Raw genomic sequence first — 25,053 nt, 5'->3', positions numbered from 1 at the left:
GTCTCCGGCCGTTCGATCAGGCGGCCGAGGACCCCGGGGACGCCGGAGGCGTCGAGGACAGGCGTTCCTCGCCGGGAGCGTCCCCCAGTGGGATCCCGCGGACGCTGAGGAGGAACAGCAGCGCGCACCCGCCCGTCAGGGCGATGTCGGCGACGTTGCCGACGAACAACCCGCCGTAGTCGATGAAGTCCACCACGTGCCCCTGGGCGAACGCGGGCGGGCGGAAGAGGCGGTCGAGCAGGTGGGAGGTGGCCCCGCCGAGCAGCGCGCCCAGCACCACACCCCAGGCCGGCGAACGCAGCCGCCGGGACGCGTACAGGATGCCGGCGACCGCCCCGGCGGCGGCCAGCGCGAACACCCAGGTCACGCCTTCCCCCAGGGAGAACGCGGCGCCGGGGTTGAGCAGCAGCCGCAACGAGAGCAGCCGCGGGATCACGGTGATCTCCTCACCGCTGGACAAAGCCGACATCGCCCAGAACTTGGACGCCTGATCGACCAGGAGCACCACCACGGCCAGCACGATCATCCACGCGCGAGGCCGCCTTCCCCGGCTGGTCTCCTGCGGGCCGCGTTCGTCCGACACTCTTGCCTCACAATCCATGGCTTCTCGCCCCGAATCTACCGAACCTTGGTCACGGCCACGCTCACTCGGAGCGGCCACGCTCACTCAGAGCTGGGACGCCCTGCTGAGCAGCAGTTTCTCGGTGATCGGGGATTCGTGAGTGCCCTCGACCGTGCACGCGTGCGCACCTGCGACCGCGCCCAGTGCGACGCACTCGGGGATCGTCCGGCCGTTCAGGAGGCCGTACAGGAAGCCGGAGACGAAGGCGTCGCCCGCGCCGTTGCTGTCGGCCACCGGGCCGGGCAGGGGCGCGGCGGGAAAGGCGCGTACGTCGGCCGAGTCGCGGGTCAGGACGAGGCAGCCGTCCGCGCCCCGCGTGCAGACGACCGTGTGGGCGCGCCCCTCGGCGATGATGTCGCGCATCGTGGCCGCCGGGTCGGCCAGCGCGGTGGCCGACAGGAACACCAGGTCGGAGCCGTAGGCGAAGTCCTTCTGGTAGTCGGCGACGCCGTCCCAGTCGTGCAGGTCGGTGGAGATGGGGACGCCGTCGAGGTCGGGGTAGACATGGCGGCAGAAGTCCATGATCGAGATGTGCGCGTGCCTGGGGCGCAAACCGGCGTACAGCTCGCGGGGCAGCCGCTCCCCCGGCGTGACCTTGGGGTCGTGCAGGGAGGTGCGCCGCCCGTCGGGGCCGACGAGCAGCACGCTGCGCCGGGTGCCCGCCTGCGCCACCCCCCACCTGCAGTCGATGTCGCGCAGGGCGTGCCTGATCAGCGCGCCCTGCGGGTCGTCGCCGACGAGGTCGGCGAAGGCGACGCCGAGCCCGAGCGCGTGGCAGCCGAGGGCGACCCCGGCCCCGGTGTTGCCGACGCGGTCGACGACGGGCGGCACGTGGTAGGTGTCCTGGTACGGCAGAGGCAGCGCGGGCACGTAGACAGTGGTGTCCACCCCGGCGCCGCCGAGGACCAGCACGTCAGGCGTCATCGGTGGGTCGGCCTTTCACAGAGAGCCTTTCACAGAGAGCGTCCGGGAGCCTTTCACAGAGAGCGTCCGGGATCAGCGGTTGACCAGCGGACCGGAACCGGTGGAGCCGCGCACGACCAGCTCCGGCTGGAAGATCAGCTCGACGTGCTTGGCCGGCGCGCCGCTGACCTCCTCCAGCAGCGTCTGCACGGCGGCCGAGGCCATCGCCCCGATCGGCTTGCGCACGGTGGTGAGCGGCGGGTCGGTGAACGCGATCAGCGGAGAGTCGTCGAACCCGACCACCGACACGTCGCCCGGCACCGCCAGCCCCTTCTGCCGGCAGGCGCGGATCGCCCCGAGCGCCATCAGGTCGCTCGCGCACACGATCCCGGTGCAGCCGCGGGCCAGCAGCTGCGCGGCGGCGGCCTGCCCGCCCTCGACCGAGAACAGCGAGTGGGAGATCAGGTCGTCGACGTCGGTGGCGCCGAGCAGGTGGGCCATCGCCTGCTTGTAGCCCTCGATCTTCCTGATCACCGGGACGAACCGGCGCGGCCCGAGCGCGAGCCCGACGCGTTCGTGGCCGAGGTCGACCAGGTGCTGGACGGCCAGCCGCGCCGCGAGACGGTCGTCGGGCGAGATGAAGGGCGCGTCGATGTGCTCGCTGTAGCCGTCGACCAGCACGATCGGCAGGCCGCGGTCGATCAGGCGGGTGTAGCGGTCCATCCGGGCTGTGGTGTCGGCGTGCAGGCCGGAGACGAAGACGATGCCGCTGACACCGCGGTCGACCAGCAGCTCGGTGAACTCGTCCTCAGGGGCGCCGCCGGGCAGCTGGGTGCACAGCACGGGCGTGTAGCCGTGCTGGGTCAGCGCCTTCTCGATGGCCTGCGCGAACGCCGGGAAGATCGGGTTGTCCAGCTCGGGCGTGACGAGCCCGATGAGCCCGTTGCTGCGCTGCCTGAGGCGGGGCGGTCGCTCGTAACCCATGAGGTCGAGGGCCGTCATCACCGCCTGCCGGGTGCCTGCCGAGACTCCGGGCTTGCCGTTGAGCACCCGGCTGACCGTGGCCTCACTCACCCCGGCCTGGGCGGCGATGTCGGCTAGGCGAGCGTGACCGTTCATGGAACACACTTTACTTTCCACCAGGCGGCCGAATCGGCTGCTCCGGGGACATCGGAGGCGACCAGCAGCTCTCCCTCGACGCCGAAGTCGACGGGCGCGCCGGTCAGGTTGACGGTGCACAGGACGTCGCCGCGGGAGAAGACCAGTGTGCCCTCGGGCGAGTCGTGCCAGACCAGGTCGCCGTCCAGGGAGCGGCGCAGGCGCAGTGCGGCGCGGTAGAGCTCCAGGGTGGAGCCCGTGACGCCGTCCTGGGCCTGGACGCTGAGGTCCGCCCAGTCGGCCGGGATCGGCAGCCACGGGTCGCGCCAGCCGAGCTCGCGGGTCCACGGCAGCGGCACGCGGCAGCCGTCCCGCCCGCTGTCGGGGTCACGCAGCCGCTGCGGGTCCTGGCACACCTCGTCCGGCAGGTCGAGCACCTCGGGAAGGCCCAGCTCCTCGCCCTGGTAGACGTAGGCCGAGCCGGGCAGCGCGAGGGTCAGCAGCGCGGCGGCGCGGGCTCTGGCCAGGCTGCCGTAGCGGGTGACGTGCCGCTTGACGTCGTGGTTCGACAACACCCAGGTGGTGGGCGCGCCCACGGAGCCGGCCGTGGCGAGCGAGGAGTCGATCACCGCGCGCAGCTCGGCGGCGTCCCACGGGGTGAACAGGTAGTGGAAGTTGAAGGCCTGGTGGAGCTCGTCGGGCCGGACGTACATGGCCAGGCGTTCGGCGGTGGGCGCCCACGCCTCGGCGACGCCGATGCGCTCGCCGGGGTAGGAGTCGAGCACCCGCCGCCAGGCCCGGTGGATCTCGTGCACGCCGTCGTTGTCGAAGTACGGCACCGGCTCGCGGCCGATCATCCTGGTCTGGTTCGGGTGGCCGATGTCGGGCAGGCCGGCCGGTTTGACCATGCCGTGCGCCACGTCCACGCGGAAGCCGTCCACGCCCAGGTCGAGCCAGAAGCGCAGGATCGACTCGAACTCGCCGCGCACCTCGTCGTCGTCCCAGTTGAGGTCGGGCTGGGCGGGGTCGAACAGGTGCAGGTACCACTGGCCGTCCTCGACCTGGGTCCAGGCCGGGCCGCCGAAGATCGACTCCCAGTCGTTGGGCTGGTCGCGGAAGATGTACCGATCGCGCCGCTCGCCGCGCAGCGCGGCCTGGAACCAGGCGTGCGCCGACGAGGTGTGGTTCGGCACGACGTCCACGATGACGCGCAGGCCGTGGCCGTGGGCCTCGTCGATGAGCGCCTTGGCGTCGGCCAGGGAGCCGAACAGCGGGTCGACGTCCCGGTAGTCGGCCACGTCGTAGCCGAAGTCGGCCATCGGCGAGGTGTAGAAGGGCGTCAGCCAGACGGCGTCCACCCCCAGCTCGACCAGGTACGGCAGGCGATCGCGCACGCCTATCAGGTCGCCGACGCCGTCGCCGTTGCCGTCGGCGAAACTGCGCACGTAGACCTGGTAGATCACGGCGTCACGCCACCACATGTTCATGGATCTCCCCCCGGGTTCCCGCACCATGAAAGCCCTTGCCGCAAGTTTACGCAAGCCCTTCCATGCACCTCGTATCCGGATTTATGGGTATACGGCCGCCTAAAACCCCTGGCCGAAACCCCTGCGGGTGAGATTCTTTATGTCAAGGGTGGACATCCAGCGTTAAGGCGCGATGTACTACCTCTTCAATCAGCCTCGTCACAGGTGACACGCGCGCAAGGTGTGGGCCCATGAGCTCGGTCGTTCTCGACAAAGTGACCAAGGTGTATCCGGGCGACTACCTGGCAGTCGACCGGCTGAGCCTGCAGGCCGAGGATGGCGAGTTCCTCGTCCTCCTCGGTCCTTCCGGTTGCGGCAAGTCCACGCTGCTGCGGATGATCGCCGGCCTGGAGGAGATCACGGAAGGCGATCTCTGGCTGGACGGCCAGCTCGCCAACCACCTGCCGCCACGCGACCGCGACGTGGCCATGGTGTTCCAGAACGGCGCCCTCTACCCGCACCGGACCGTGCGCGGGAACATCGCCTTCCCCCTGGAGATCGCCAAGTCGGACCCGGCGATGGTACGCGACCGCGTCACCGAGCTGTCGAAGGCGCTGCACATCGACGAGACGCTCGACCGCCGCCCCGGCACTCTGTCGGGCGGCCAGCGGCAGCGTGTGGCGATGGGCCGGGCGATCGTCCGGCAGCCGAAGCTGTTCCTCATGGACGAGCCGCTGTCGAACCTTGACGCCGGCATGCGCACCGAACTGCGGATGGAGATCTCCGCGCTGGTCAGGTCGCTCGGGGTCACCACGATCTACGTCACGCACGACCAGGTCGAGGCGCTCACCCTGGCCGACCGGATCGCGATCCTGAATCGTGGCGTCCTGCAGGACGTCGGCACTCCGGCCCAGATTTACAACGATCCAGCGACGGCGTTCGTGGCCGCCTTCCTCAACTCCCAGCAGTTGAACCTGTTGGCGGCCGGCGTCAGGACGCCGCAGAACCAGTACGTCATGCTCGACTTCGGCCCGCACCGGCTCACGATGCCCTGGAGCGATCCCAGGGCGTACGCGATCTCTCAGCACACGGGCGGGCAGGTGCTGGTCGGCATGCGTCCCGACGGGCTGGCGCCGGTGCCGGAGTCGTATGACGGGCCGTCTTTCTACGGGCGGGTGCGGGCGCTGGAGTACCACGGGCACGAGTGGCTGGCGTACCTGGAGTGCGGCATGCCGGCGATGCCGGTGCCCGAGCCGCCGGACCCGCGCGCCCGCCTCAACGGCGAGCGCGACGGCGCGGGCGGGCTGACCGGGATGGTGCGGCGGCTCTTCTCGCAGCGCGCGCAGGAGCACGAGGAGCAGGAACAGGTCGGCCAGAACGTGGGCAGCGGCTTCCACCGCCGCTCCGACCTGATCGTTCGGCTGGGCAACCGGCCGATGTGGCGGGCGGGGGACGCGGCGAAGGTCGCGGTGGACCTGTCCCGCCTCATGATCTTCACTTTGGACGGCGCCCGCATCGACCCGCCGCGCCGCTGACCCCTGGCGCGCCTCGAAAGCACAGCGGGATCGACATCCCCCGTCACCACCGTCGAGCGCACCGAGCTGCCGCCCCGCCGGACTCGCGCCGCACCCACCGTGCCGCGCGGGCCCGGCTTTCGCCATGCCCCGGCGCAGCCGCACCTTGACCAAGTGGACCCCGGTCCGTATCGTTGGCGACACTAAACGGACCGCAGTCCAGAAAGGTGTCCGCCATGTTCAGGTTGCTGCACATCTCCGCCTCACCCCGCGGCACGGAGTCGATCTCCGCCGCCATCGCCGAGACGTTCGTCCAGGAGTACCTCGCCACCCACCCCACCCACACCGTGGACCGCTTCGACCTCTGGGACGGCACCCTGCCCGAGTTCGGCCCCGCCGCCGCCCGCGCCAAGATGACGGTGTTCGGCGGCGGCACCCCCGCGGGCGAGGAGGCCGAGGCCTGGGCCGCGGCGGTCAGGACGTTCGAGCGCTTCGACGCCTACGACCGCTACCTGTTCAGCGTGCCGATGTGGAACGCGGGCGTGCCGTACAAGCTCAAGCAGTTCATCGACGTGGTCAGCCAGCCCGCGATGATCTTCGACGTGCACCCGGAGACGGGGTACCGCGCGCTGCTGACCGGCAAGCGGGCGGCCGTCGTCTACACCAGCGCGGTGTGGGGGCCGCGGCTCGGCCCGGAGTTCGGCACGGACTTCCAGTCCACGTTCTTCAGCGACTGGCTGCGCTGGACGGGCATCGCCGACGTGCAGGAGATCCGCCACCACCCCACGCTCACCGGCTCCTACGACGCCGAGCGCAAGCAGGCCGACGAGCACGCCCGCCGCGTAGCCAGAACCTTCTAGACCGTCGCCGGGCTCCAGCGCGGACCGGCCGGGGTGTCCTCCACGGCCACGCCGCCGCGCGCCATCGCCTCGCGCAGCGCGTCCGCGATCTCGTACCGCCCCTCCCCCCGCAGCCGCGCGCGCAGGTCGAGCAGGGGTTCGACCAGGGGGCGCAGGCCGGCGGTCGCGGCGGCCTCGCCCAGCCGGGCGATCAGCAGCCGCATCAGCTCCCGGGCCTGGTCGACCCCGCCGGCGTCCTCCTCGGTGTCGGCCGCCCACGTGACGATCTCCGCCTCCAGGTCGAGCACGAGCCGCGCCGCCGCCGCCAGGTCCGGCTTGCCGACCGCGTCCTCGAACAGCCGCTCGCAGGAGCGGATCGTCTCCTCCAGCGTGACGGCGGGCCCCGCGGCGGCGCGGGCGGCGGGCGGTAACGGCGGGACCGCGCCGGACATGGCGCCCGCCGCCAGGTCACGGACGGCGGCCAGGCTCGTCCGCGTCCCGGCCGGCAGGACGGTCACCGCCCCCGGACGCCGTACGGTCAGACCGCCGCGCCCGGCCACCTCCACCGCCTCCGACTCCAGGTCGATGATCAGCGCCGTGTGCTCGTCGAGCCCCAGGACGGCGGTCTCCGGCGGCAGCTCCCGCTCCATCCGCGACAGCCGCCGCTCGCCCAGGTAGCAGTAGCGGGTGTCGTGGGTGCCGCCCTCGGCGTTGTCGAAGTGCGGGATCAGCACGGCCCGCAGGCCCAGCTGCTCCAGCAGGCCGATCCCCTCGCGCCAGTGAGGCTCGGCGCCCACCTTGTAGATCTCGTAGACGGGCACGGTGGCCAGGCCCGCGGTGCAGGCGGCGGCCGAGGCCAGCACGGTCACCCCCTGCCGGGAGCGCACCCGGGCACGCAGGTCGCCGGCCACGCCGGAGGCGGCCCACCGGTCGAGCGCGTACGTGGGGCTGCCCGGCCCGGAGAACACCCAGTCGGCGCCCGTGATCGCGGTGGCCGCTTCGACCTCCAGCCCGACGCTGCGGGCGAAGTAGCGGCGGGCTCGGGCGGAGATGTCGGCGGCGTTCTCCTGGAAGGCGTAGGGCGTGTCGAGCAGCACGGCACGGGCGCCCGCGCGCAGCCCGCGGGCCGCCGCCCGGTGGACCTCGACCATGGTCGGGCTCGTCTCTCCCGACCCCATGAGCACCAGCGAACCCGGCATGACCTCGGCCCCTTCCCACCCGCCGGCGACCGCGGGGGTCCCGGCACGCGCCCTGACCAGCCCAAGCCCGGCGAGAGCCCCGAGGAGGCCGCGCGACGGCCCGGCGGGGTCCGCGCCGATGACCCGCACCCCATCTTGCACTCCACGAGCCGGCGGCACGAGCCCGGCGAGAGGATCGTGCGGCCCTACATCGTGCGGCCTACGCGACGTGCCCCGAGCCGTCGCCCTGGCCGCCCACGGCCGAGGCTCCCGTGACGGGGACCGCGCGCGGCGCGGCGCCCGCGGCGGCGGACCGCCTGGAGACCCGTCGGCCCAGCGCCTGCATGGGGCGTTCGACGTAACGGTAGGAGAGCGCGCTGACGGCCAGGATCAGCGCCAGGGCCAGCCCGGCCATCGCGAGCTGGTACGGCAGCGGCGCCCGCCGCAGGTCGCCGGTGACCTCCACGAAGTACTTCAGCAGCGGATGGTGCACCAGGTAGAGCGAGTAGCTGATCAGCCCGAGCCAGGTGAGCACGGCGGGCAGCCGCCGCCCGCGCAGCGCCATCGCGCCCGCGAAGGTGGCCGCCGCCAGCGCGATCGTGGTCAGCCACACGTCGGCCTCGACCCACCACCAGCCGCTCTCGATCGCCCACACCGGAGCCACGACGACCAGCGCCGCCGTCACCGCGACCGGCCAGAGGCCGCCGCGCCCGCGCTCCCAGCGGTGGATCGCCGTGCCGGCGAACATGACCGCGACCACGGCCGCGCCCAGCCACGGCACCCGGCTGCTCAGCAGCAGCAACGCCAGCGCCATCAGCCCGAGCAGGCACGCCGCGGTCCGGCGGAACCAGCCGCCGACCACGCAGGCGAGCCCGGCGGCGAACACCGCGCACGACACGTACGCCGGCCATCCGCCCCGCAGCACCGCCCCCGACACCACCAGCCCCACCGCCACGGACGCCCCGGCGAACAGGACGGACACCAGCCCGCTGCGCTCGTGCGCCCCGATCAGGAACAGCGCCGTGACCAGCAGGTAGAACACCATCTCGTACGACAGCGTCCACATCGTGTCGGCCACCCCGCCCACGCTCACGACGTCGAGCAGCATGGTCGCGTGGGCCGCCACCGCGCTCCCGTCGCGCGGCACGCCCTCGCGCACCGGCACCCACCAGGACGCGGCCAGCACCAGCGCGATCACGGCCAGGTAGAGGGGGTAGAGGCGGAAGGCACGGCTGGCCCAGAAGGCCCGCACGTCGCCGTGGCGTTCCAGCGAGGTCGGGATGATGTACCCGCTGACCAGGAAGAACACCAGGATGCCGTAGACGCCGAGACTGAACCAGTAGGGGCGCAGCGCGGGCAGGAACCACGGCAGCAGGTGCTCGGCGACCACCGCGAGCGCGCCGATGCCGCGCAGGGCGTCGAGCCAGGCGAGCCTGGACGGCGCGCCCGGCGTGGTCGTGTGGGGGGTCGCGGCGGTCGGCACCCGCCCCAACTTACCCGCAGCGGGCTAGGTGATGCGGTGGGTCGTCAGGGACGCGTGGTGGTCGGCTCCGTCGGGGCCGCAGGGGTCGGTGTGGACGGTGGCGGCGCGCAGGCGCGGCAGGTCGTGGATCAGGCGGTGCTCGGCCTCGACCGCCACGGCGTGGGCGTCCACGACCGACATGGCGTGGTCGACCAGGATCTCGACCTCGGCGTGCAGGGCGTGGCCGAGCCAGCGCAGGCGCACCGAGCCGACGCGCTCGACGCCGGGGACGCCGGCCAGGATGCGTTCGGCCTCGTCCAGCAGGGCGGGGTCGACGGCGTCCATGAGGCGGTGGTAGATCTCCCGGGCGGCGTCGCGCAGCACGAAGCAGATGGCGACCGTGATCAGCAGGCCCACGACCGGGTCGGCGATCGGGAAGCCGAGCGCCGCGCCGCCCGCGCCGAGGAGCACGGCGAGGGAGGTGAAGCCGTCGGTCCTGGCGTGCAGGCCGTCGGCCACGAGCGCGGCCGAGCCGATCTGGCGGCCCACGGTGATGCGGTAGCGCGCCACCCACTCGTTGCCGACGAACCCGGCCAGCGCGGCGGCGGCGACCCAGCCGAGCGCCCGGACGTCCTGGGGCTCGACGAGCCGCCGGACGGCCTCGTACCCGGCGAGCGCGGCCGAGGCGGCGATGAGCACGACGATGGCGATGCCCGCGAGGTCCTCGGCCCTGCCGTAGCCGTAGGTGAAGCGGCGGGTGGCGGCCCGGCGGCCGAGCGAGAACGCGATGGCCAGCGGGACGGCGGTCAGCGCGTCGGCCAGGTTGTGCAGGGTGTCGCCGAGCAGCGCGACCGACCCCGACGCCACGACGATCACGGCCTGGACCACGGCGGTGAGCATGAGGACCGCGAAGGACACGGCCAGCACGCGCATGCCCCGGCTGCTGGACTCCAGGGCGCCATCGGTTCTCGCGGCGCTGTCGTGGCTGTGCGGCGTTAACACGTGCGCGGCCTTGGCGGCCAGCGCCCTGAGCCCCCGCCGCTCCCCCGGACCGTGCCCGTGGCCATGCCCATGACCGTGACCATGACCGTGACCGTGTGCGTGGCCGTGACCGTGGCCGTGCGGATGGGTATCGGAATCAGACATGAGCACCCCTTCGCTTGCGCTTCTCGTCCGCTCCGACCAGGATATGTAGTCATGTACGCACGCGACAACGTCTCAGGTGCGGACCACTCGCAGGAGCAACCCACTCCCGCCCAGGTCAACGCCGCCGTGGACGCCTTCCGCATGCTCAGCGACGCCACCCGGCTCCGGCTGATGTGGGAACTGTCAGCCGGTGAGCTGGACGTGAACTCCCTGGCCGAGGCGGTCGGCGCGGCGCGCCCGTCGGTGTCGCAGCACCTGGCCAAGCTCCGGCTGGCCGGTCTGGTGGACACCCGCAGGGACGGCCGCCGGGTGCTCTACCGCGCCCGCGACGGGCACGTGCGGACGCTCATCGCCGAGGCGCTGTCCCATGCCGACCACGAGGTCTCGGGGCTGCCCCGGCACGACTAGCTACCAGCCCACCCGGCCCTTGCCGGAGACGAGGGCGCGGGCGATCACCAGGCGCTGCACGTCGTTGGTGCCCTCGCCGATCGCCATCAGCGGCGCGTCCCGGTAGAGCCGTTCGACCACGAACTCCTGGGAGTAGCCGTAGCCGCCGTGGATGCGCATCGCCTCCAGCGACGCCTTCAGCGCCACCTCGGAGGCGAAGTACTTGGCCATGCCCGCCTCCATGTCCACCCGCTTGCCGCCGTCCGCCTGGGCGGCGGCCCAGTACGTGAGCAGCCGGGCGGCCTGGATCTCGGTGGCCAGGTCGGCGAGCTTGAGCTGGACGGCCTGGAAGTCGGCGATGGGCTGCCCGAACGCGGTGCGCTCGCGCGCGTACTCCAGGGCGGCGTCGTAGGCCGCCTGCGCGACGCCGACCGCGCGGGCGGCGATGTTGACCCGGCCGATCTCCAGCCCGCCCAGCACCTGCTGCATGCCGCGCCCCTCGACGCCCCCGAGCAGCGCCGAGACCGGCACGCGCACCTCGTCGAGCACGACCTCGCAGGTCTCGGTGCCCTTGTAGCCGAGCTTGGGCAGGTCGCGGCTGACGCCGAAGCCGGGTGAGGCGGGATCGACGAGCAGCACCGACATGCCCTTGTGGGCGGGCTCGGTGATCGAGGTCTTGACCAGGACGGGCAGCGGGTCGGCGTGCCGGGCGTTGGTGATCCACGTCTTGGTGCCGGTCACCACGTAGTGGTCGCCGTCGCGGACCGCGCGGGTCTGGATGCCCTGCAGGTCGGTGCCGGCGCCGGGCTCGGTGAGCGCGATGGCGGTACGCCGGACGCCCGCGGCCAGGTCGGCGAGGTGGAGGCGTTTCTGCTCGTCGGTGCCGTGTCTGGCGATCATCCAGCAGGCCAGCGAGTGGGAGCCGATCGTGCCGGCCACGCCCATCCAGCCGCGCGCGATCTCCTCGAAGACCAGCGCGAAGGAGACCATGTCCGCGCCGAGGCCGCCGTACTCCTCGGGGACGGTCAGCCCGAACAGCCCCATCTGCTTCATCTTCTCGACGATCTCGGTGGGGTAGCGGCCCGAGTGCTCCCACTCGGTGGCCACGGGCAGGATCTCCTTCTCCACGAAGGCGCGCAGGGTCTCGCGGAAGGCCTTCTGCTCGTCGGTCAGCTCGAAATCCATGGCCTCAGGTCCTCTGCGCGGGAGGGACGGTCGAGGCTCACGTTATTCGTCTGATGTTTGGCCGGTCAATCGTTCGGGCGCGCGGGCGGCCAGCTTGGCGACGACGTCCACGATGCGGACCGCGCGTTCCAGCTCGGCCCGGTGGAAGACGGGCCCGCCGGCGCGGGCGACGACGACGTGCATGCCCTGCGGGACGAGGGGCAGCAACATCAGCCGCAGGTCCGCCGAGTCCAGCGTGATCGCGCGCGGCGGCGGGTCGGGCAGGTTCAGCACCTCCGGCGCGGCCATCGAGGCGTGCCGGACGGCTCCGTCCTCGACCGCGACCGACCACTCGGCGCCGCACAGCGCGGGCAGGGCGTCCACCAGCGTGGCCAGACCGCGCGCCGGTTCCGTCGCCACGTGCATGAGCAGGTCGTAGTCGGGGGCGGAGCCGGGCACGTCGCGGGTGGGCCAGACGCCCTCGACGCGTACGCCCGGCGTCGCCGACAGCCGCTCGCAGACCTCCGTCGCGCTGATCGGGCCCGGCCAGGACACGATGAAGTCGTCCACCGCCCGGCCGGTCTCCCGTTCCAGCACGGTGACCTGCAGGATGTCGGCGCCGAGTGTCCCCAGCGCCTTCGCGACCTGGCCAAGGCCGCCCGGCCGGTCCGGCAGGGACACCCTCAGTCGCAGCAGCATTGGCCGCCCCCTTTCCAGAGGCTCTCACAGTGCCGTGGACAGGTTTCGCGCATGTTCCACGGATATGTCGCGCATGCTGCGCTTATATCCCAGGATCCGGCGCTAAGTCCGGATTGTCGAACCTGGGTGGCGGTTTGAGCAGGTGTTTTCCCAAAAACGACCAAGGATCGTTCAAGGATCAGGCAGACCGATCCCCGCACGTGGGGATCGGGCGCGGGATCAGGCGGGGATCAGGCAGTGGATCGGGCGGGGGTCAGGCGAACACGTCCTGCTGGTAGCGGCCGTCCGCCTCCAGGGCGGCCAGCCAGGCCGCGCCGTCCTCGCCGCCTTCTCCGCCCGCGCCGGTGTGCCGCCGGTGGACGTCCAGCAGCGCCTGGCGGACCGCCGGGGCCATGCGCAGGCCGTCGCCGCAGACGTACACGTACGCGCCCTGTTCCAGCAGCTCCCACACCTCCTCGGCGTGATCGGCCACGGCGTCCTGGACGTACCGGTACGGATGCCCGGCCACGGCCGAGAACGCGGTGTGCACGTTCACCTCCGCGCGGGCGGCCCAGGCGGTCACCTCGTCCCGGTACAGCCAGTCGTGGTCGGGGTGGCGGCAGCCGGTGAACACCTCGGCCCGGCCGCCCGCCCCGCTCAGCGCCCGCTCCTCCAGGAAGCCGCGCAGCGGCGCGAACCCCGTGCCGGGGCCGACCAGGATCACCGGGGTGGCCGGATCGGCGGGCAGCCGGAACGGCGGCGCGGGCACGCGTACGTACCCGTAGAACACCTCACCGGGCCGCAGCCCGGCCAGGTACGCCGAGCACATGCCCTGGTAGGTGCCGCTGCCGGACCAGGCGGGCCCCTCGACCAGCCCGACGGTGAGCCGCACCAGGCCCGGATCGGCCAGCGGCGAGGAGGACACCGAGTAGTAGCGCGGCCGGATCGGCCCGGCCATCTCCAGGAACACCGGCAGCGGCAGCTCGACGGCCGGGAAGCGCTCCAGCAGGGCCAGCGGGGAGACCCGCTTGGCCAGGATCTCGTCGGCGTAGTTCGCGGTCAGCTCGGCGAGCTGGCCACGCGTCCAGGGGCAGCCGGTGTGCGCGGCCAGGGCCTCCAGGTCGGCCCTGGTGGCCACCTCCTGCAGCTCGGCGAACTCGGTCAGCAGCAGGCCGGCCGTCACCGGCGTGTCCACGGGCAGGTGGGTGGCGCCGGCGGCGCGCAGCCGCACCACCTGCTCGCGCGGCACCCGCAGGCAGCGCAGGGCCCACTCGACCAGCTCGGGGTCGTTCTTGGCGAAGACGGCGAGGTGGTCGCCCGCCGTGTAGGTGACGCCCTCGGGCAGGCGGGCCACGATGGAGCGCACGCCGGGCCTCGGCGCCTCGGCCGAGAAGTCCCACAGCCCGGTGGGGTCGCCGGTCAGCTCCTCGTTGGACACCACGGTCATCGGCACGGCCCGCTCGGACACGACGGCCGGCCTGACCTCGCTCTCGCCGAGCACCTCCATCTCGTAGCGCGGCCCGGCCGCGCCCGCCGGGGCGCTGTACTCGTCGGCCAGCGCCGCCCACAGCCCGGCCGTCCACGCCGAGACGTCGCCGTCGAAGTCGCCGTCGGCGTCGGCCTCACCGCGCTCGACGAGCGGCACGGCCCCGGCAGCGGTCAGCTTCTCGCCGGCCCGGCGCGGGAAGTCCTGGTACGTCGGCCACTGGGAGTTGCCGCAGCCGAGCACCGCCAGGCGCACGCCCGACAGGTCGGGCAGCTCCTCCAGGGCGTCGAAGCGCTGGGCGTTGTCGGGGGCCTTGCCGTTGTAGGAGGAGGCGACCACGACGAGCAGGCCCTGCGACGGCGGCGTCAGGTCGTCCAGGGTGGTCAGGGTGGTGGCGAAGCCGGACCGGCCGGCCCGCTCGGCCAGCCGCTCGGCGATGTTCGCGGCGGTGCCCAGGTTGGAGCCGTAGGCGACGGTGAGCGGCACGCCGGTGACCGCGAGGTCGTGCCGCTCCCCCTCACCGGCGGCCTGGACGCCGGCGGCGGGGGCGGTGCGCTCGTGGGCGCGGCGCTCGCGCACCCGCAGGGTGAACCCGTCGGGCTTGATGGTCAGCGTCTGCTTGATCTTCATCCGGTAGGCGTCGGGGTCGGAGACGGCGAACCGGCGCAGGATCATGGCCAGGGCGAGCCGGGCCTCGGTCAGCGCGAACTGGCGGCCGATGCAGGCCCGCTCGCCGTTGCCGAACGGCTTGTACGCCGCCGGGTGGTGGGCCTTCTTGTGCTCCGGCAGCCAGCGGTCGATGTCGAACTCCGCCGGCCGCTCCCACGCCTTGGGGTGGCGGTGCAGCGACGGCAGCAGCACGGCGACGCTCTGGTCGGCCTCGATCTCGTACCCGCCGATGGTGGTGGCCTCGACGGCGCTGACGGCGAAGGCGGGGATCGGCGACCAGATCCGCAGCGTCTCCTCCAGGATCCGGGGGATGACGTCGAGCTTCATGATCGTCTCGTAGCTGGGCGGCTCGTCGCCGGGCAGCAGGCGGTCGACCTCGTCGTAGGCCCTGGCCAGGGTGTGCGGGTCGCGCAGCAGGTTGTACAGGGCGAAGGAGAGCAGGCCGCTGGTGGTCTCGTGCCCGGCGATCAGGAAGGTGAGCACCTGGTTGCGGATGTTCTCGTCGGACAGGCGGCCGCCGGTCTGCGGGTCGGCGGCCGCCAGCATGAGGCCGAGCAGGTCCTTGGCGTCGCCGGCGCCCTCGGCGCGGCGCTGCTTGATCACGTCGTCCACCAGGGCGCGCATGGTCTCGATGTCGCGGCGGTAGGCGTCCTCGTGGCCGCGCTTCAGCTTGGTGACGAACGGGAGCTGCTGGTTGCGCAGCATGGCCTCGGTCAGCGCGCCACCCATGGCCTGCAGGAACGGGTGCAGCTCGGGAGAGGCGAAGGAGTCGAACCGGAAGCCGAACCCGGTCAGCGAGATCGTGTCCAGCGTGAGCCGGGTCATGTCGTCGGCCACGGGCAGGTCCTGCCCCTGGCGGCCGGCCCACGAGGCGACGAGCTGCTCGGCGACCTCCAGCATCTGCGGGTAGTACGCCTTCATCGAGCGCTGGCTGAAGGCGGGCAGCAGGATGCGGTGCGCCTGCCCCCACACCGGCTCGTCCGGCTCGGCGGTGAACAGGCCGTCGCCGCCGAAGTCGCGCACGATCGACAGCGGCGGCTTGATGCGCTTGACGAACCTGCTCTCGTCGCACACCTCCGCGACCAGGTCGGGGTCGTAGACCAGCACGATCGTGCGGCCGGCGACCTCCAGCCGGAAGATGCCCTCCTCGTACCGCTCGGCGACCTTGACGAAGTGCTCCACCGGCGAGTGGGCCGGGATCTGCAGCGTGTTGCCCAGGATCGGCAGGCCCTGCGGGGCGGGGATACGCCTCATGAGTGCTCCCTTCGGGTAGCCATACACCGTATGGCTGACGCTACCATACGCTGTATGGCAGTGAGCGCGCGCAGGGGAGCTCCCCTGAGTCTTGACGAGATCTGTTCCACGGCGCTTCGCCTGATCGACGAGGCCGGCGTCGAGGGGTTGTCGATGCGGAAACTGGCCGCCGAGCTCGACGTCAACCCCATGTCGGTCTACCACCACGTCGCGAGCAAGGAGGCGCTGCTGGCCCGCATCTGCGAGACGGTCAGCGTCCGGCTGCCGCTGCCGCCCGACGACGGCACCCCCTGGCAGGACCAGCTCCGCGCCCTGGCCCTGGCCTACCACCGGCACGCCCGGGAACATCCGGCCATGTGGAACTACCTGCACAACCATCCCGAGTTCAGCGAGGACCGGCGGCTGCCGCTGTGGCAGGCGCTCTACCGCATCCTGCGCGCCTCCGGGGTGCCCGAGGAGGAGCTGCGGCGGACGAGCGAGGTGCTGCACGCGTTCGTCTCGGGGTTCGTCTTCGCCGAGACGCGGGGCCATCTGAGCGGCGACCCCGAGGAGGTCGAGCGCAGCTTCGACGTCGCCCTGCACATGATCATCAACGGCCTGGCCGCCCGGTGACGCCTGCGTTGGAAACTCCAACCCGCTCGCGTTAGAGTGAGTTGGAATTTCCAACGGACAGGAGGCCGCGATGCGCGACGCCGTCATCGTGCAAGCCGTACGCACCCCGATCGGCAGGGGCAAACCCGGCGGCGGGCTGCACGGGACGCACCCCGTCGACCTGCTCGCCCACGCCCTGCGCGCCCTGATCGAGCGCAGCGGCGTGGACCCGTCGCTGGTCGACGACGTGATCGGCGGCTGCGTCGACCAGGTGGGCGAGCAGGCCATGAACACCACCCGCTACGCCTGGCTGGCCGCCGGCTTCCCCGACTCGGTGCCCGCGGTCACGGTCGACCGGCAGTGCGGCTCGTCCCAGCAGGCCGTGCACTTCGCCGCGCAGGGCGTCATGTCCGGCGCGTACGACCTGGTCGTGGCCTGCGGCGTGGAGTCGATGAGCCGGGTGCCCATGTGGTCGAACGTGCCGCCGGGCGCCGACCCGTTCGGGCCCTCGGTGGCCGCGCGCTTCCCCGGCGGGCTGGTCCCGCAGGGCATCAGCGCCGAGCTGATCGCCGCCAAGTGGTCGCTGAGCCGCGAGCAGATGGACGTCTTCGCCGCCGCCTCCCACGCCAAGGCCGCCGCCGCGGACTTCGGCGCCGAGCTCGCCCCGATCGCCGGCCTGGACCGCGACGAGTCGATCCGGCCCGCCACCACGCCCGAGATCCTGGCCGGGCTGCGGCCGGCCTACGCCGACCCCGGCTACGCCGAGCGTTTCCCGCAGATCAGCTGGTCGGTCACCGCGGGCAACGCCAGCCCGATCAACGACGGCGCGGCGGCCGTCCTGATCACCAGCTCCGAGACCGCCGCCCGGCTCGGCCTGCGCCCGCTGGCCCGGCTGCACAGCTTCGCCGTCACCGGCTCCGACCCGCTGCTCATGCTCACCGGCGTGATCCCGGCCACGGAGAAGGTGCTGCGCCGCGCCGGGCTCGCGCTGTCCGACATCGACCTGTTCGAGGTGAACGAGGCCTTCGCCAGCGTCGTGCTGGCCTGGTTGCAGGAGACGGGGGCCGACCCGGCGAAGGTCAACGTCAACGGCGGCGCCATCGCCCTCGGCCATCCGCTCGGCGCCAGCGGCGCCCGCATCACGACCACGCTCGTGCACGCCATGCGCACGCGCGGCGCCCGCTACGCCCTGCAGACCATGTGCGAGGCGGGCGGCCTGGCCAACGCGCTCGTGCTGGAGAACGCCGGCTGAGGCTCAGGCGGCGGCCCAGACGGCCTCGAACGCCGCCTGGGTGATCTCGGTCAGCTCCCAGATCTCCAGCGGCTGGTCGGTGAGGAAGCCGCGATCGTCCTGGAGCCGGCCCCACCAGTAGCGGTGGGCGACGCGGTCGGTGTCGACCTCGATCTGCCTGATCGCCCAGTGTTCGCCGTCGCCCTCGACGCTCTCGAACAGCCAGACGCGCCCGCCGGGGCCGGCGGTGTGCCAGAAGCGGTGGGGCACGTCGGCCTCGGCGAGCTGCTTGACCAGCGGCAGGCGAAGATCCGGGACCATGCCCCGTAGGTTACACCGCTACCGCTGGTAGGCCCCGGCGTCCGGCGACCCGGACAGCGGCCGGCCCAGCATGTCCTTGCCGAGGGCGGCGCCGCCGTACCAGGTGGGCGACAGCGGCAGGCCGCGGCCCAGCGCCGGGGAGCCCGGACGCAGGCGCAGGTCGGTGCGGGAGACGAACAGCGGGTCGGCCCTGACCGACTTCGGCCCCAGCTTGAAGGTGAGCTTGCGGCCGTAGTAGACGCTGCCGCCGTCGTCGACGCCCTTGCCGTCGGCCCAGCCCGCCTCGCCGCCGACCGCGATCACGTTGTTGCGCAGCCTGAGGATGGAGGGGCCGCAGCCGTCGTGGCAGGACCAGCCGATGGTGTCCTTGGCCGGCAGGTAGACCGAGTTGTGCACGGCGATCGTGCCCTTGACCGGGCCCACGACGTGGCCGGGCCCGCGGGTGATGAGGAAGGAGCCGCGGCTGCGGCCGGAGGTGACGACGTTGAAGGCGAAGACGTTGCCGGTGGCGGTCTTGCCCTTCTGGGCGCCGAGCTCGGTGAAGGTCTCGTTGTCGCGCGCGTGGTTGTAGGTGATGCGGTTGCGGTCGCCGTTGAAGATCTCGACGGCGGCGCCGTCGGTGCCGTAGTCGTGGCTCCTGGCGTAGCTGCCGGTGATGGTGTTGCGGGTCACCAGGTTGTCGTCGCCGTTGAGCAGCACGCCGAAGGCGCCGGAGTCGTTGTCGCCGCCCTCGTCGTCGACGCTCATGCGGTTGTTGGCGGTGAGCGTGCTGTCGCGGACGGTGTTGTGCGAGCCGGACGGCGTGACCCACACGCCCGCGACGTTGCCGTCGGCCGCGACGCCGGTCAGCTCGATGTGGTGGCCGCCGAGCTGGAACCCGGCGAACCGGCAGCCGGTGGCGCGCAGGCCGCTGATCTGCCAGTAGGCGCCCTTGACGACCACGCAGTCGCGCTCGTCGCCGCTGATGCGGGGCAGGGCGCCGGTGCCGTGGGAGCGGATGACGATGGGGCGGGCCGCGGTGCCGCTGGCGGTGAGCCGGAGCGGGCCGGTGAAGCTGCCGCCCCGCTTGAAGCTGACGATGTCGCCCGGCTTGAGCTCGGCGGAGCCGACCTTCTCCAGCGACTTCCACGGCTTGTCGGGGCTGGTGCCGGCGGCGGAGTCGTCACCGGCCCTGGAGTCGACGTAGTAGGTGGTGGCCGCCCTGGCTTCCGCGGCGGTCGGTACGGCGGTAAGAAGCGAAGCTGCGACGGCTACGGAGAGCAACCTCATGCGGGCACACCACTATCCAGTTGAAGACGGTACGGGGCCAGGCCATACCGTAGCGTGATCAGCGTGTGATGCGCCACACACTCACCGAAGGACCGTCCCCCGGGATCACGTCTCCGTCCTGGGCATTGTGGACGCCCTGGGCCTGCGTCCCGATGGGCAGCGCGGCGCCGGGCGCCCGGCGGACGGCCACCAGCAGCGACTCCTCGAACGTCTCGCGCGCGAAGACCAGGCAGTCGGCGTCGGAGTGCAGCCAGCGCAACCCTCCGTGACGCAGCGCGGGCTCGGCGCGGCGCAGCCCGAGCAGCTCCCGGTAGGCCGACAGGGTCGCCAGGTCCTGGTCGTGCGGCCGGTTCCAGGGCATGGGGGTGCGCGAGTGCTCCCCGTTGATCCCGGTCAGGCCGAACTCGCTGCCGGCGAAGACCATGGGCGTGCCGGGCAGCGTGGCCTGCAGGCCGAGGGCCAGCAGGTGGCGTTCGCGCGAGCCGGTCACCGTGCGGATGCGCGGCGAGTCGTGGGAGTCCAGGAGCTGCCAGGAGTGCGTGAGCGAGCGCCAGGACATGTGCGAGGCGAAGGACCTGAACGTGGCCAGGGTGTCGGTGCCGTCGCGCTCGGGCACGCCGCCCGGCACGCCGAGGAAGTGCGGCAGGTCCAGGTCGGGGCCGCGCAGCCAGGCCCAGACCGGACGGGTGAAGCCGCCGTAGTTCATGGTGCCGTGCCAGCCGTCGCGGTCGAGGTCGAGCGAGGCGTCGTGGTTGTGCTCGGCGATGAAGGCGGCCTCGGGGCCGAGCTGCCGGCGCAGCATGGCGGCGACCTCGTGGTTGCGGTCGTCGGCGCCGAGCCTGGCGGTCATGTTGGCGACGTCCACGCGCCAGCCGTCCAGCGGGCCGAGCCACTTCTTCAGCACCGCGCGCATGCTGGAGCGCACCAGCTCGCTGCCCCAGTTGAGCTTGGGCAGCGACTTGACGCCCCACCACGACTCGTAGTCGCCGGTGTCGGGGTCGAAGTAGAACATCTCCCGTTCGAGGGCGTTGACGTCGGAGACGGCGGCGGTGAACCATTCGTGGGCGTCGCCGCAGTGGTTGGTGGTGATGTCGCCGAGCAGGCGCATGCCGCGGGCGTGCAGCGCGCCGGACAGCCGGTGCAGGGCCTCGTCGCCGCCGAGCAGCGGGTCGACGTGCTCGAAGCTCGCGGCGTCGTAGCGGTGGTTGGAGCGGGCCGGGAAGATCGGCGTCAGGTAGACGGTGTCGGCGCCGAGCCCCTGGATGTGGTCCAGGCGCCGGGTGATGCCGTCGAGGTCGCCGCCGTAGAACTGCTGGGCGGTGCCGGGGCCGCTGGGGATCACCGGGTCGCGGTCCCAGTCGCGCGGCAGCGCCCAGTCGGGCAGGTCCGGCATCGGGCCGGAGCGGTCGAAGCGGTCGGGGAAGATCTGGTAGACGATCGCGTCCGACATCCACGAGGGCGGCGCCTGGTGGCAGACCAGGCGGAAGTCGCTCGCGTCGGTCACGTCGTGGGCGACCGGGCCGGCCGCGGTCAGCCACAGCTGGCCGCGGCGGGTGTGCAGCAGGAAGCGGTACGGGGTGACCGGGTTGACGGGGGTGATCTCCGCCTGCCACCACACGTCGTCCGCGCCGTAGCCGGCGACCGGCGTGCCGGTCCTGGAGTCGTCGACGCGGGCCTCGGCGTAGCGGGGCTCGCCGTCGCAGACGGTGCGCACGTGCACCCCGGTGATCCCGGCGGCGCGCGGGGCGCGCAGCCAGAGGGTCACCCGCGAGCCGAGCGCCGGTTCCCGGCTGGAGACGTAGAGAGCTGAGCCGTCGTGGTGCGGCTCGCCGACATGACGCAATGGACCTATCCCTTGACAGCCCCGGCCGTCAGGCCGGAGACGATGTACTTCTGCAGCCATAGGAACACGCTCACCGTGGGTACGGCGGTGAGCAACGTCGCGGCGGCGAACATGCCGAAGTTGGCGTTGCGGTGGTCGCCGGCGATCATGCCGTACATGCCGACGGCCAGGGTCTTGCTCTCGGGGTCGCGCAGGAACACGTTGGCCATGAGGAACTCGCTCATGATGCCGATGAAGGCCAGCAGCGCGGTGACCGCCAGGATCGGCGTGACCAGCGGCATGATGATCCGCCAGAAGATCTGCGCGTGGGTGGCGCCGTCCACGGTGGCGGCCTCGTCGAGCTCCTTGGGCACGGTGTCGAGGAAGCCCTTCATCAGCCAGGTGTTCACGCCGAGCGCGCCGCCCAGGTAGAGCAGCAGCAGGCCCCAGACGGTGTTGAAGCCGAACGCCGGGTACAGCTCGGTCACCCTGGTGAAGATCATGAAGATCGTCACGATGGCCAGGAACTGCGGGAACATCTGGATGAGCAGCAGCGCCAGCAGCCCGACCCGGCGGCCGGTGAAGCGCATGCGGCTGAAGGCGTAGGCGGCCAGCATCGACAGCAGCAGGCTCGCGAACGACGAGACCAGCGCGATGAACACCGAGTTGAAGAACCACCGGCCGAACGGATAGTCGTCGGAGGTGAGCAGGTTGGCGAAGTTGTTCAGGCTCGCCCCCGACGGCAGCAGGTCGGTGGAGGCCAGCGTGCCCATGGGGTTGATCGCGGCCGAGACCACGAACAGGATGGGGAACAGCGCGAACGCGCACACCGCCAGCACGAACACGTGCCTGAGCGCGATCCTCATGCGTAGACCTCCTCCTGCTTGCGGGTACGGCGGAAGGCCACGGCCGAGATGACCGCCACGATCGCGAAGATGAACACCGAGATCGCCGCCGCGAACCCGAACTGCGCCCCGCCCGCGCCGAACGCCAGCCGGAAGGTGTAGGTGATCAGCAGGTCGGTGGCCCCCACCTGCGGGCTCTCGGCCGGGAACGGCCCGCCGTCGGTGGTGAGCGCGATGGCGTTGAAGTTGTTGAAGTTGAACGCGAACGACGAGATCAGCAGCGGCGTCAGCGCGACCAGCAGCAGCGGCAGCGTCACCCGGCGGAACGCCTTCCACGGCGTGGCGCCGTCGATGGAGGCCGCCTCGGTCAGCTCGCGCGGGATCGCCTGGAGCGCGCCGGTGGTGACCAGGAACATGTACGGGAAGCCGAGCCACAGGTTGACCAGGATGACCGCGAAGCGGGCGGTGACGGGCTCGCCGAGCCAGTCGACGCTCAGCCCGAAGAACTGGTTGATCAGGCCGAAGTCGCGGTTGAACATGTCCCGCCAGACCAGCAGCATGGCGAAGGCCGGCATCGCGTACGGCAGGATCAGCGCGATCCGGTAGATCTTCGTGCCGCGCATGCGCGGGTGGTGCAGCGCCAGCGCCACGGCCATCCCGAGCCCGAACGTGCCGGCCACGGAGGCCAGCGCGAACACCAGGTTCCAGCCCAGCACGCCGACGAAGTAGCCGGAGATGGTGGGGTTGGTCAGCACCCGGGCGAAGTTGTCCAGGCCGACGTTCGCCTGCCAGCCTTGCGCCAGGTGCTCGCCCTCGGCGTTGACGAAGTAGCCCTGGGCCTCGTCGGCCGTCCAGGTGTCGCCGTTGCCCTTGACGCAGTCGCAGGCGGCGTCGTAGACCAGCGCGGCCTTGCCCTCCACGGCCCGGCTGAGGCCGTTGGCCTTGATCGCGCCGCCCGGCGTCGGCACGGACAGCGCCGAGATCTCCTGGCCGCGGGCGGCCGCCTCGGGCGCCTTCAGCACGGTCACGCCGGGGGCCGACAGGACCTTGCCGGTGAGGCCGACCTGGGCGCCGGCGAGCGGGGTCAGCCCTTCGGCGGTGCCCAGCCGGACCTGCTTGGTCGTGGGGTCGACCAGCAGGAACACCAGCTCGTCGCCGCGCAGGGCGGCGGTCAGGCCGTACTCGGGCGAGCCGGGGGCCTGGCGCACCGAGCCGGTCTCGATGGCGGTGACCGCGTCGGCCTTGTCGCCGCGGTGCCCGTCGCCGAAGTTCGTGAACGCCGTGGTCACCGTGTAGAGCACGGGCAGCACCTGGAAGGCGATCAGGAAGACGGTGCCGGGGACGAGGTACTTGGCCGGGATGAAGCGGCGGGTCAGGTACAGGTAGGAGATGGCCGCGGCGGCCAGCCCCAGCAGCGTGAGCGAGACCCACGACTCCGCGGCGACCAGCGGCGGCACGGCGTAGAGCAGGATCGCCGCGGCCACGGCCAGCACCGCGATCCTGCTCACCACGAACGCCGTGGTGAGCTCCCGGCGAGGCCGCGGGGACGCGGTGGTCCCCACGGCCTCGTGCACGTCCTGGGCCATGTCAGTTCTTGAGCGCGCCGTCGATGGCCTTCTGCGCGGCCGCGGCGGCCTTGGCGGCGTCGCCGCCCTTGACCACGGCGGTCTCCGCGATGCCGAACGGCTCCCAGATCGCGGCCATCTCGGGGATGGCGGGCATCGGCATGCCGCTCTTGCCGGCGTCCATGAACTTGGCGGCGTCGGGGTCGGCGGCCTGGACCTCCTGGAGGGCGGCGGTCAGCGCCGGGGGACGCGGGTCGGCCTCGTACAGGGCCTTGGCGACGTCCTTGTTGGTGACGTAGTTGGCGACGAACTCCTGGGCCAGGGCCTTGCTCTTGCCCTTGGCCGCCACGAAGAACGACTGGACGCCGACGAACGGCGTGGCCGGCTTGCCGTCCTTGAACGCCGGGACGGGCGTGATGTCGTAGGAAATGCCGCCCTTCTTGACCTCGCTCATGGCCCACGGGCCGGAGATCAGGTAGGCGCACTTGCCGGCGGCGAAGTTGACGATGTAGTTCTCGTTGGTGACCGACGTCTTGAGCGCGCCGTCACCCTTCTCGCCGAGCTCCTTCAGCTTGCCGAACGCCTTGACCGAGCCCTCGGAGCCGAGCAGCACCTGCTTGGGGTCCGGGTCGCCGGAGGCGGTCTGGCCGAACAGCGCGCCGCCCGCGGAGGCGAACAGCGGGTAGGCGTGGAAGGCGTCACCCTTGACGCCGACGGGCAGGCAGAGCACCTCCTTGACCTTGCCGGCCTTCTTCAGCTCCTTGCCCTTGTCGATCATCTCGTCGAGCGTGGCGGGGGCGTCGGGGGCGAGCTTGGTGTTGCGGATCAGGGCGATGTTCTCCACCGCGTACGGGGCGCCGTACACCTGGCCGTTGAAGGTGACCGCCTTCATGGCGATCTCCGAGAAGGCCGCCTTCTGCTCGTCGGTCAGCGTGACGGGGTCGATGGCGCCGTTCTGGACGAGGTTGCCGATCCAGTCGTGCGCGCCGATCATGATGTCCGGGCCGCTGCCCTGCTGGGAGGCGGTCAGGAAGGTCATCTGGTTGTCCTTGCTGATCTCCTTCACCTCGACGGTCACACCGTTCTCGGTGCCGAACTGGTCGGCGAAGGGCTTGAGCGGCTTGACCCGGCTCGGGTCGGCCCAGATGACCAGCGTGCCGCCCGCCGCGGCGGCCGGGGCCGAGGCCGAGGCCGAGCCGCTGGGCTGCGCCGACGGGGCGGTCGAGCCGGAGTCACCGCAAGCCGTGGCGGCGAACGCGAGGGTGGAGAGGGCGGCCACTCCCAGGACCCGAACACGCATGAGACCTCCCGAGGTCATGGAGGAGCGGCGGCGCCTGCGTGCGCCGCCGCCGAAGATCGTTTTCCGCCGCTGTTCACGGCTTACGTTTCCGGGACGTTAGCGGCTCTTTGCAAGAATTGGAAGAACTTGCGAAAGAGCGTTACCGGAACCACATCCGACCCACGACCCGCTGACCTCGTTGCACCTCCGATAACGGGCGCACCGGGAATCTGCAACTTTCCGAAACTTGCACTTGACCTGTCG

The 25,053-nt window shown here is 71.8% G+C and carries 21 protein-coding genes; 5 read left to right on the top strand and 16 right to left on the bottom strand.

Going from position 1 to position 25,053, the window contains the following annotated elements:
* Positions 1–16: 16 nt before the first annotated feature.
* The 4 genes from ACWEJ6_RS33870 to ACWEJ6_RS33855 all read right to left on the bottom strand — a co-directional run bounded on the left by ACWEJ6_RS33870 (position 17) and on the right by ACWEJ6_RS33855 (position 4,110).
* A complete protein-coding gene (locus ACWEJ6_RS33870; RefSeq protein ID WP_452429054.1) occupies positions 17–583 on the bottom strand; it encodes a signal peptidase II in 567 nt (188 codons plus the stop codon).
* Between the two features lie 84 nt (positions 584–667).
* On the bottom strand, positions 668–1,546 hold the full coding sequence (locus tag ACWEJ6_RS33865) for a carbohydrate kinase family protein (RefSeq protein WP_452429052.1): 879 nt from the start codon (positions 1,544–1,546) through the stop codon (positions 668–670).
* 72 nt (positions 1,547–1,618) lie between these two features.
* A complete protein-coding gene (locus ACWEJ6_RS33860) occupies positions 1,619–2,644 on the bottom strand; it encodes a LacI family DNA-binding transcriptional regulator (protein ID WP_352328468.1) in 1,026 nt (341 codons plus the stop codon).
* Entirely contained in the window at positions 2,641–4,110 is a 1,470-nt protein-coding gene (locus ACWEJ6_RS33855) for a glycoside hydrolase family 13 protein (RefSeq protein ID WP_452429049.1), read from the bottom strand. Before ACWEJ6_RS33855 ends, ACWEJ6_RS33860 begins: the two co-directional genes overlap by 4 nt.
* A 230-nt stretch (positions 4,111–4,340) precedes the next feature.
* Here ACWEJ6_RS33855 and ACWEJ6_RS33850 point away from each other — a divergent pair, with 230 nt between their 5' ends.
* Positions 4,341–5,624, top strand: coding sequence for an ABC transporter ATP-binding protein (locus ACWEJ6_RS33850; protein ID WP_387669804.1), 1,284 nt, complete (start codon positions 4,341–4,343; stop codon positions 5,622–5,624).
* 215 nt (positions 5,625–5,839) lie between these two features.
* On the top strand, positions 5,840–6,463 hold the full coding sequence (locus ACWEJ6_RS33845; protein WP_452429047.1) for an FMN-dependent NADH-azoreductase: 624 nt from the start codon (positions 5,840–5,842) through the stop codon (positions 6,461–6,463).
* On the opposite strand, the gene ACWEJ6_RS33840 is transcribed toward ACWEJ6_RS33845, so the two are convergent.
* The 3 genes from ACWEJ6_RS33840 to ACWEJ6_RS33830 form a co-directional block, all read right to left on the bottom strand.
* Positions 6,460–7,641 (bottom strand): hypothetical protein, encoded by a 1,182-nt coding sequence (locus ACWEJ6_RS33840; RefSeq protein WP_452429045.1) that lies wholly within the window; start codon positions 7,639–7,641, stop codon positions 6,460–6,462. The genes ACWEJ6_RS33845 and ACWEJ6_RS33840 overlap by 4 nt on opposite strands.
* Before the next feature lie 199 nt (positions 7,642–7,840).
* Positions 7,841–9,103, bottom strand: a complete 1,263-nt coding sequence (locus ACWEJ6_RS33835) for an acyltransferase family protein (RefSeq protein ID WP_452429043.1) — start codon at positions 9,101–9,103, stop codon at positions 7,841–7,843.
* Between the two features lie 24 nt (positions 9,104–9,127).
* Positions 9,128–10,228, bottom strand: a complete 1,101-nt coding sequence (locus ACWEJ6_RS33830) for a cation diffusion facilitator family transporter (protein WP_452429041.1) — start codon at positions 10,226–10,228, stop codon at positions 9,128–9,130.
* A 51-nt stretch (positions 10,229–10,279) separates the two neighbouring features.
* Between ACWEJ6_RS33830 and ACWEJ6_RS33825 the strand changes: the two genes are divergently transcribed.
* Positions 10,280–10,636 (top strand): ArsR/SmtB family transcription factor, encoded by a 357-nt coding sequence (locus ACWEJ6_RS33825; RefSeq protein WP_452429039.1) that lies wholly within the window; start codon positions 10,280–10,282, stop codon positions 10,634–10,636.
* Here the strand turns inward: ACWEJ6_RS33825 and ACWEJ6_RS33820 are convergent, their stop codons facing one another.
* From ACWEJ6_RS33820 to ACWEJ6_RS33810, 3 genes are all read right to left on the bottom strand, one after another.
* Positions 10,637–11,800, bottom strand: coding sequence for an acyl-CoA dehydrogenase family protein (locus tag ACWEJ6_RS33820; protein WP_452429037.1), 1,164 nt, complete (start codon positions 11,798–11,800; stop codon positions 10,637–10,639). It lies immediately after the preceding gene.
* Between the two features lie 42 nt (positions 11,801–11,842).
* Entirely contained in the window at positions 11,843–12,478 is a 636-nt protein-coding gene (locus tag ACWEJ6_RS33815) for an ACT domain-containing protein (protein WP_387669811.1), read from the bottom strand.
* A gap of 253 nt (positions 12,479–12,731) precedes the next feature.
* Positions 12,732–15,866: a bifunctional cytochrome P450/NADPH--P450 reductase gene (locus ACWEJ6_RS33810; protein ID WP_452429034.1), complete on the bottom strand. Its 3,135-nt coding sequence runs from the start codon at positions 15,864–15,866 to the stop codon at positions 12,732–12,734.
* A gap of 54 nt (positions 15,867–15,920) precedes the next feature.
* On the opposite strand from ACWEJ6_RS33810, the gene ACWEJ6_RS33805 reads away from it, so the two are divergent.
* A complete protein-coding gene (locus ACWEJ6_RS33805) occupies positions 15,921–16,478 on the top strand; it encodes a TetR/AcrR family transcriptional regulator (RefSeq protein ID WP_452429032.1) in 558 nt (185 codons plus the stop codon).
* 70 nt (positions 16,479–16,548) lie between these two features.
* A complete protein-coding gene (locus ACWEJ6_RS33800) occupies positions 16,549–17,709 on the top strand; it encodes a thiolase family protein (RefSeq protein WP_387669815.1) in 1,161 nt (386 codons plus the stop codon).
* Between the two features lie 3 nt (positions 17,710–17,712).
* Here the strand turns inward: ACWEJ6_RS33800 and ACWEJ6_RS33795 are convergent, their stop codons facing one another.
* From ACWEJ6_RS33795 to ACWEJ6_RS33770, 6 genes are read right to left on the bottom strand one after another with little or no spacing between them, the layout of a single operon-like run.
* Complete coding sequence (locus ACWEJ6_RS33795; protein WP_357969202.1) at positions 17,713–18,009, bottom strand: hypothetical protein; 297 nt, start codon at positions 18,007–18,009, stop codon at positions 17,713–17,715.
* Between the two features lie 18 nt (positions 18,010–18,027).
* Positions 18,028–19,278, bottom strand: coding sequence for a right-handed parallel beta-helix repeat-containing protein (locus ACWEJ6_RS33790; protein ID WP_452429030.1), 1,251 nt, complete (start codon positions 19,276–19,278; stop codon positions 18,028–18,030).
* A gap of 58 nt (positions 19,279–19,336) precedes the next feature.
* Positions 19,337–21,121, bottom strand: a complete 1,785-nt coding sequence (locus ACWEJ6_RS33785) for a glycoside hydrolase family 13 protein (RefSeq protein WP_452429028.1) — start codon at positions 21,119–21,121, stop codon at positions 19,337–19,339.
* Between the two features lie 5 nt (positions 21,122–21,126).
* Entirely contained in the window at positions 21,127–21,966 is an 840-nt protein-coding gene (locus ACWEJ6_RS33780) for a sugar ABC transporter permease (RefSeq protein WP_358292982.1), read from the bottom strand.
* On the bottom strand, positions 21,963–23,531 hold the full coding sequence (locus tag ACWEJ6_RS33775; protein WP_387669819.1) for an ABC transporter permease subunit: 1,569 nt from the start codon (positions 23,529–23,531) through the stop codon (positions 21,963–21,965). Before ACWEJ6_RS33775 ends, ACWEJ6_RS33780 begins: the two co-directional genes overlap by 4 nt.
* A 1-nt stretch (position 23,532) precedes the next feature.
* Positions 23,533–24,810 (bottom strand): sugar ABC transporter substrate-binding protein, encoded by a 1,278-nt coding sequence (locus ACWEJ6_RS33770; RefSeq protein WP_358292986.1) that lies wholly within the window; start codon positions 24,808–24,810, stop codon positions 23,533–23,535.
* Between the last annotated feature and the right edge of the window lie 243 nt (positions 24,811–25,053).

It is taken from the genome of Nonomuraea sp. NPDC004702, assembly GCF_053601695.1.
Note: the sequence above shows the minus strand (reverse complement) of the source record. Positions and strands in the feature narration are given on the sequence as shown.

What these genes read in the sequence shown, in the direction of transcription:
- ACWEJ6_RS33860 (WP_352328468.1), bottom strand. Translation starts at nt 2,644, where the DNA reads ATGAACGGTCACGCTCGCCTAGCCGACATCGCCGCCCAGGCCGGGGTG.
- ACWEJ6_RS33775 (WP_387669819.1), bottom strand. Translation starts at nt 23,531, where the DNA reads ATGGCCCAGGACGTGCACGAGGCCGTGGGGACCACCGCGTCCCCGCGG.
- ACWEJ6_RS33840 (WP_452429045.1), bottom strand. Translation starts at nt 7,641, where the DNA reads ATGCCGGGTTCGCTGGTGCTCATGGGGTCGGGAGAGACGAGCCCGACC.
- ACWEJ6_RS33790 (WP_452429030.1), bottom strand. Translation starts at nt 19,278, where the DNA reads ATGAGGTTGCTCTCCGTAGCCGTCGCAGCTTCGCTTCTTACCGCCGTA.
- ACWEJ6_RS33825 (WP_452429039.1), top strand. Translation starts at nt 10,280, where the DNA reads ATGTACGCACGCGACAACGTCTCAGGTGCGGACCACTCGCAGGAGCAA.
- ACWEJ6_RS33850 (WP_387669804.1), top strand. Translation starts at nt 4,341, where the DNA reads ATGAGCTCGGTCGTTCTCGACAAAGTGACCAAGGTGTATCCGGGCGAC.
- ACWEJ6_RS33845 (WP_452429047.1), top strand. Translation starts at nt 5,840, where the DNA reads ATGTTCAGGTTGCTGCACATCTCCGCCTCACCCCGCGGCACGGAGTCG.
- ACWEJ6_RS33805 (WP_452429032.1), top strand. Translation starts at nt 15,921, where the DNA reads ATGGCAGTGAGCGCGCGCAGGGGAGCTCCCCTGAGTCTTGACGAGATC.
- ACWEJ6_RS33770 (WP_358292986.1), bottom strand. Translation starts at nt 24,810, where the DNA reads ATGCGTGTTCGGGTCCTGGGAGTGGCCGCCCTCTCCACCCTCGCGTTC.
- ACWEJ6_RS33780 (WP_358292982.1), bottom strand. Translation starts at nt 21,966, where the DNA reads ATGAGGATCGCGCTCAGGCACGTGTTCGTGCTGGCGGTGTGCGCGTTC.
- ACWEJ6_RS33865 (WP_452429052.1), bottom strand. Translation starts at nt 1,546, where the DNA reads ATGACGCCTGACGTGCTGGTCCTCGGCGGCGCCGGGGTGGACACCACT.
- ACWEJ6_RS33830 (WP_452429041.1), bottom strand. Translation starts at nt 10,228, where the DNA reads ATGTCTGATTCCGATACCCATCCGCACGGCCACGGTCACGGCCACGCA.
- ACWEJ6_RS33855 (WP_452429049.1), bottom strand. Translation starts at nt 4,110, where the DNA reads ATGAACATGTGGTGGCGTGACGCCGTGATCTACCAGGTCTACGTGCGC.
- ACWEJ6_RS33820 (WP_452429037.1), bottom strand. Translation starts at nt 11,800, where the DNA reads ATGGATTTCGAGCTGACCGACGAGCAGAAGGCCTTCCGCGAGACCCTG.
- ACWEJ6_RS33815 (WP_387669811.1), bottom strand. Translation starts at nt 12,478, where the DNA reads ATGCTGCTGCGACTGAGGGTGTCCCTGCCGGACCGGCCGGGCGGCCTT.
- ACWEJ6_RS33800 (WP_387669815.1), top strand. Translation starts at nt 16,549, where the DNA reads ATGCGCGACGCCGTCATCGTGCAAGCCGTACGCACCCCGATCGGCAGG.
- ACWEJ6_RS33810 (WP_452429034.1), bottom strand. Translation starts at nt 15,866, where the DNA reads ATGAGGCGTATCCCCGCCCCGCAGGGCCTGCCGATCCTGGGCAACACG.
- ACWEJ6_RS33795 (WP_357969202.1), bottom strand. Translation starts at nt 18,009, where the DNA reads ATGGTCCCGGATCTTCGCCTGCCGCTGGTCAAGCAGCTCGCCGAGGCC.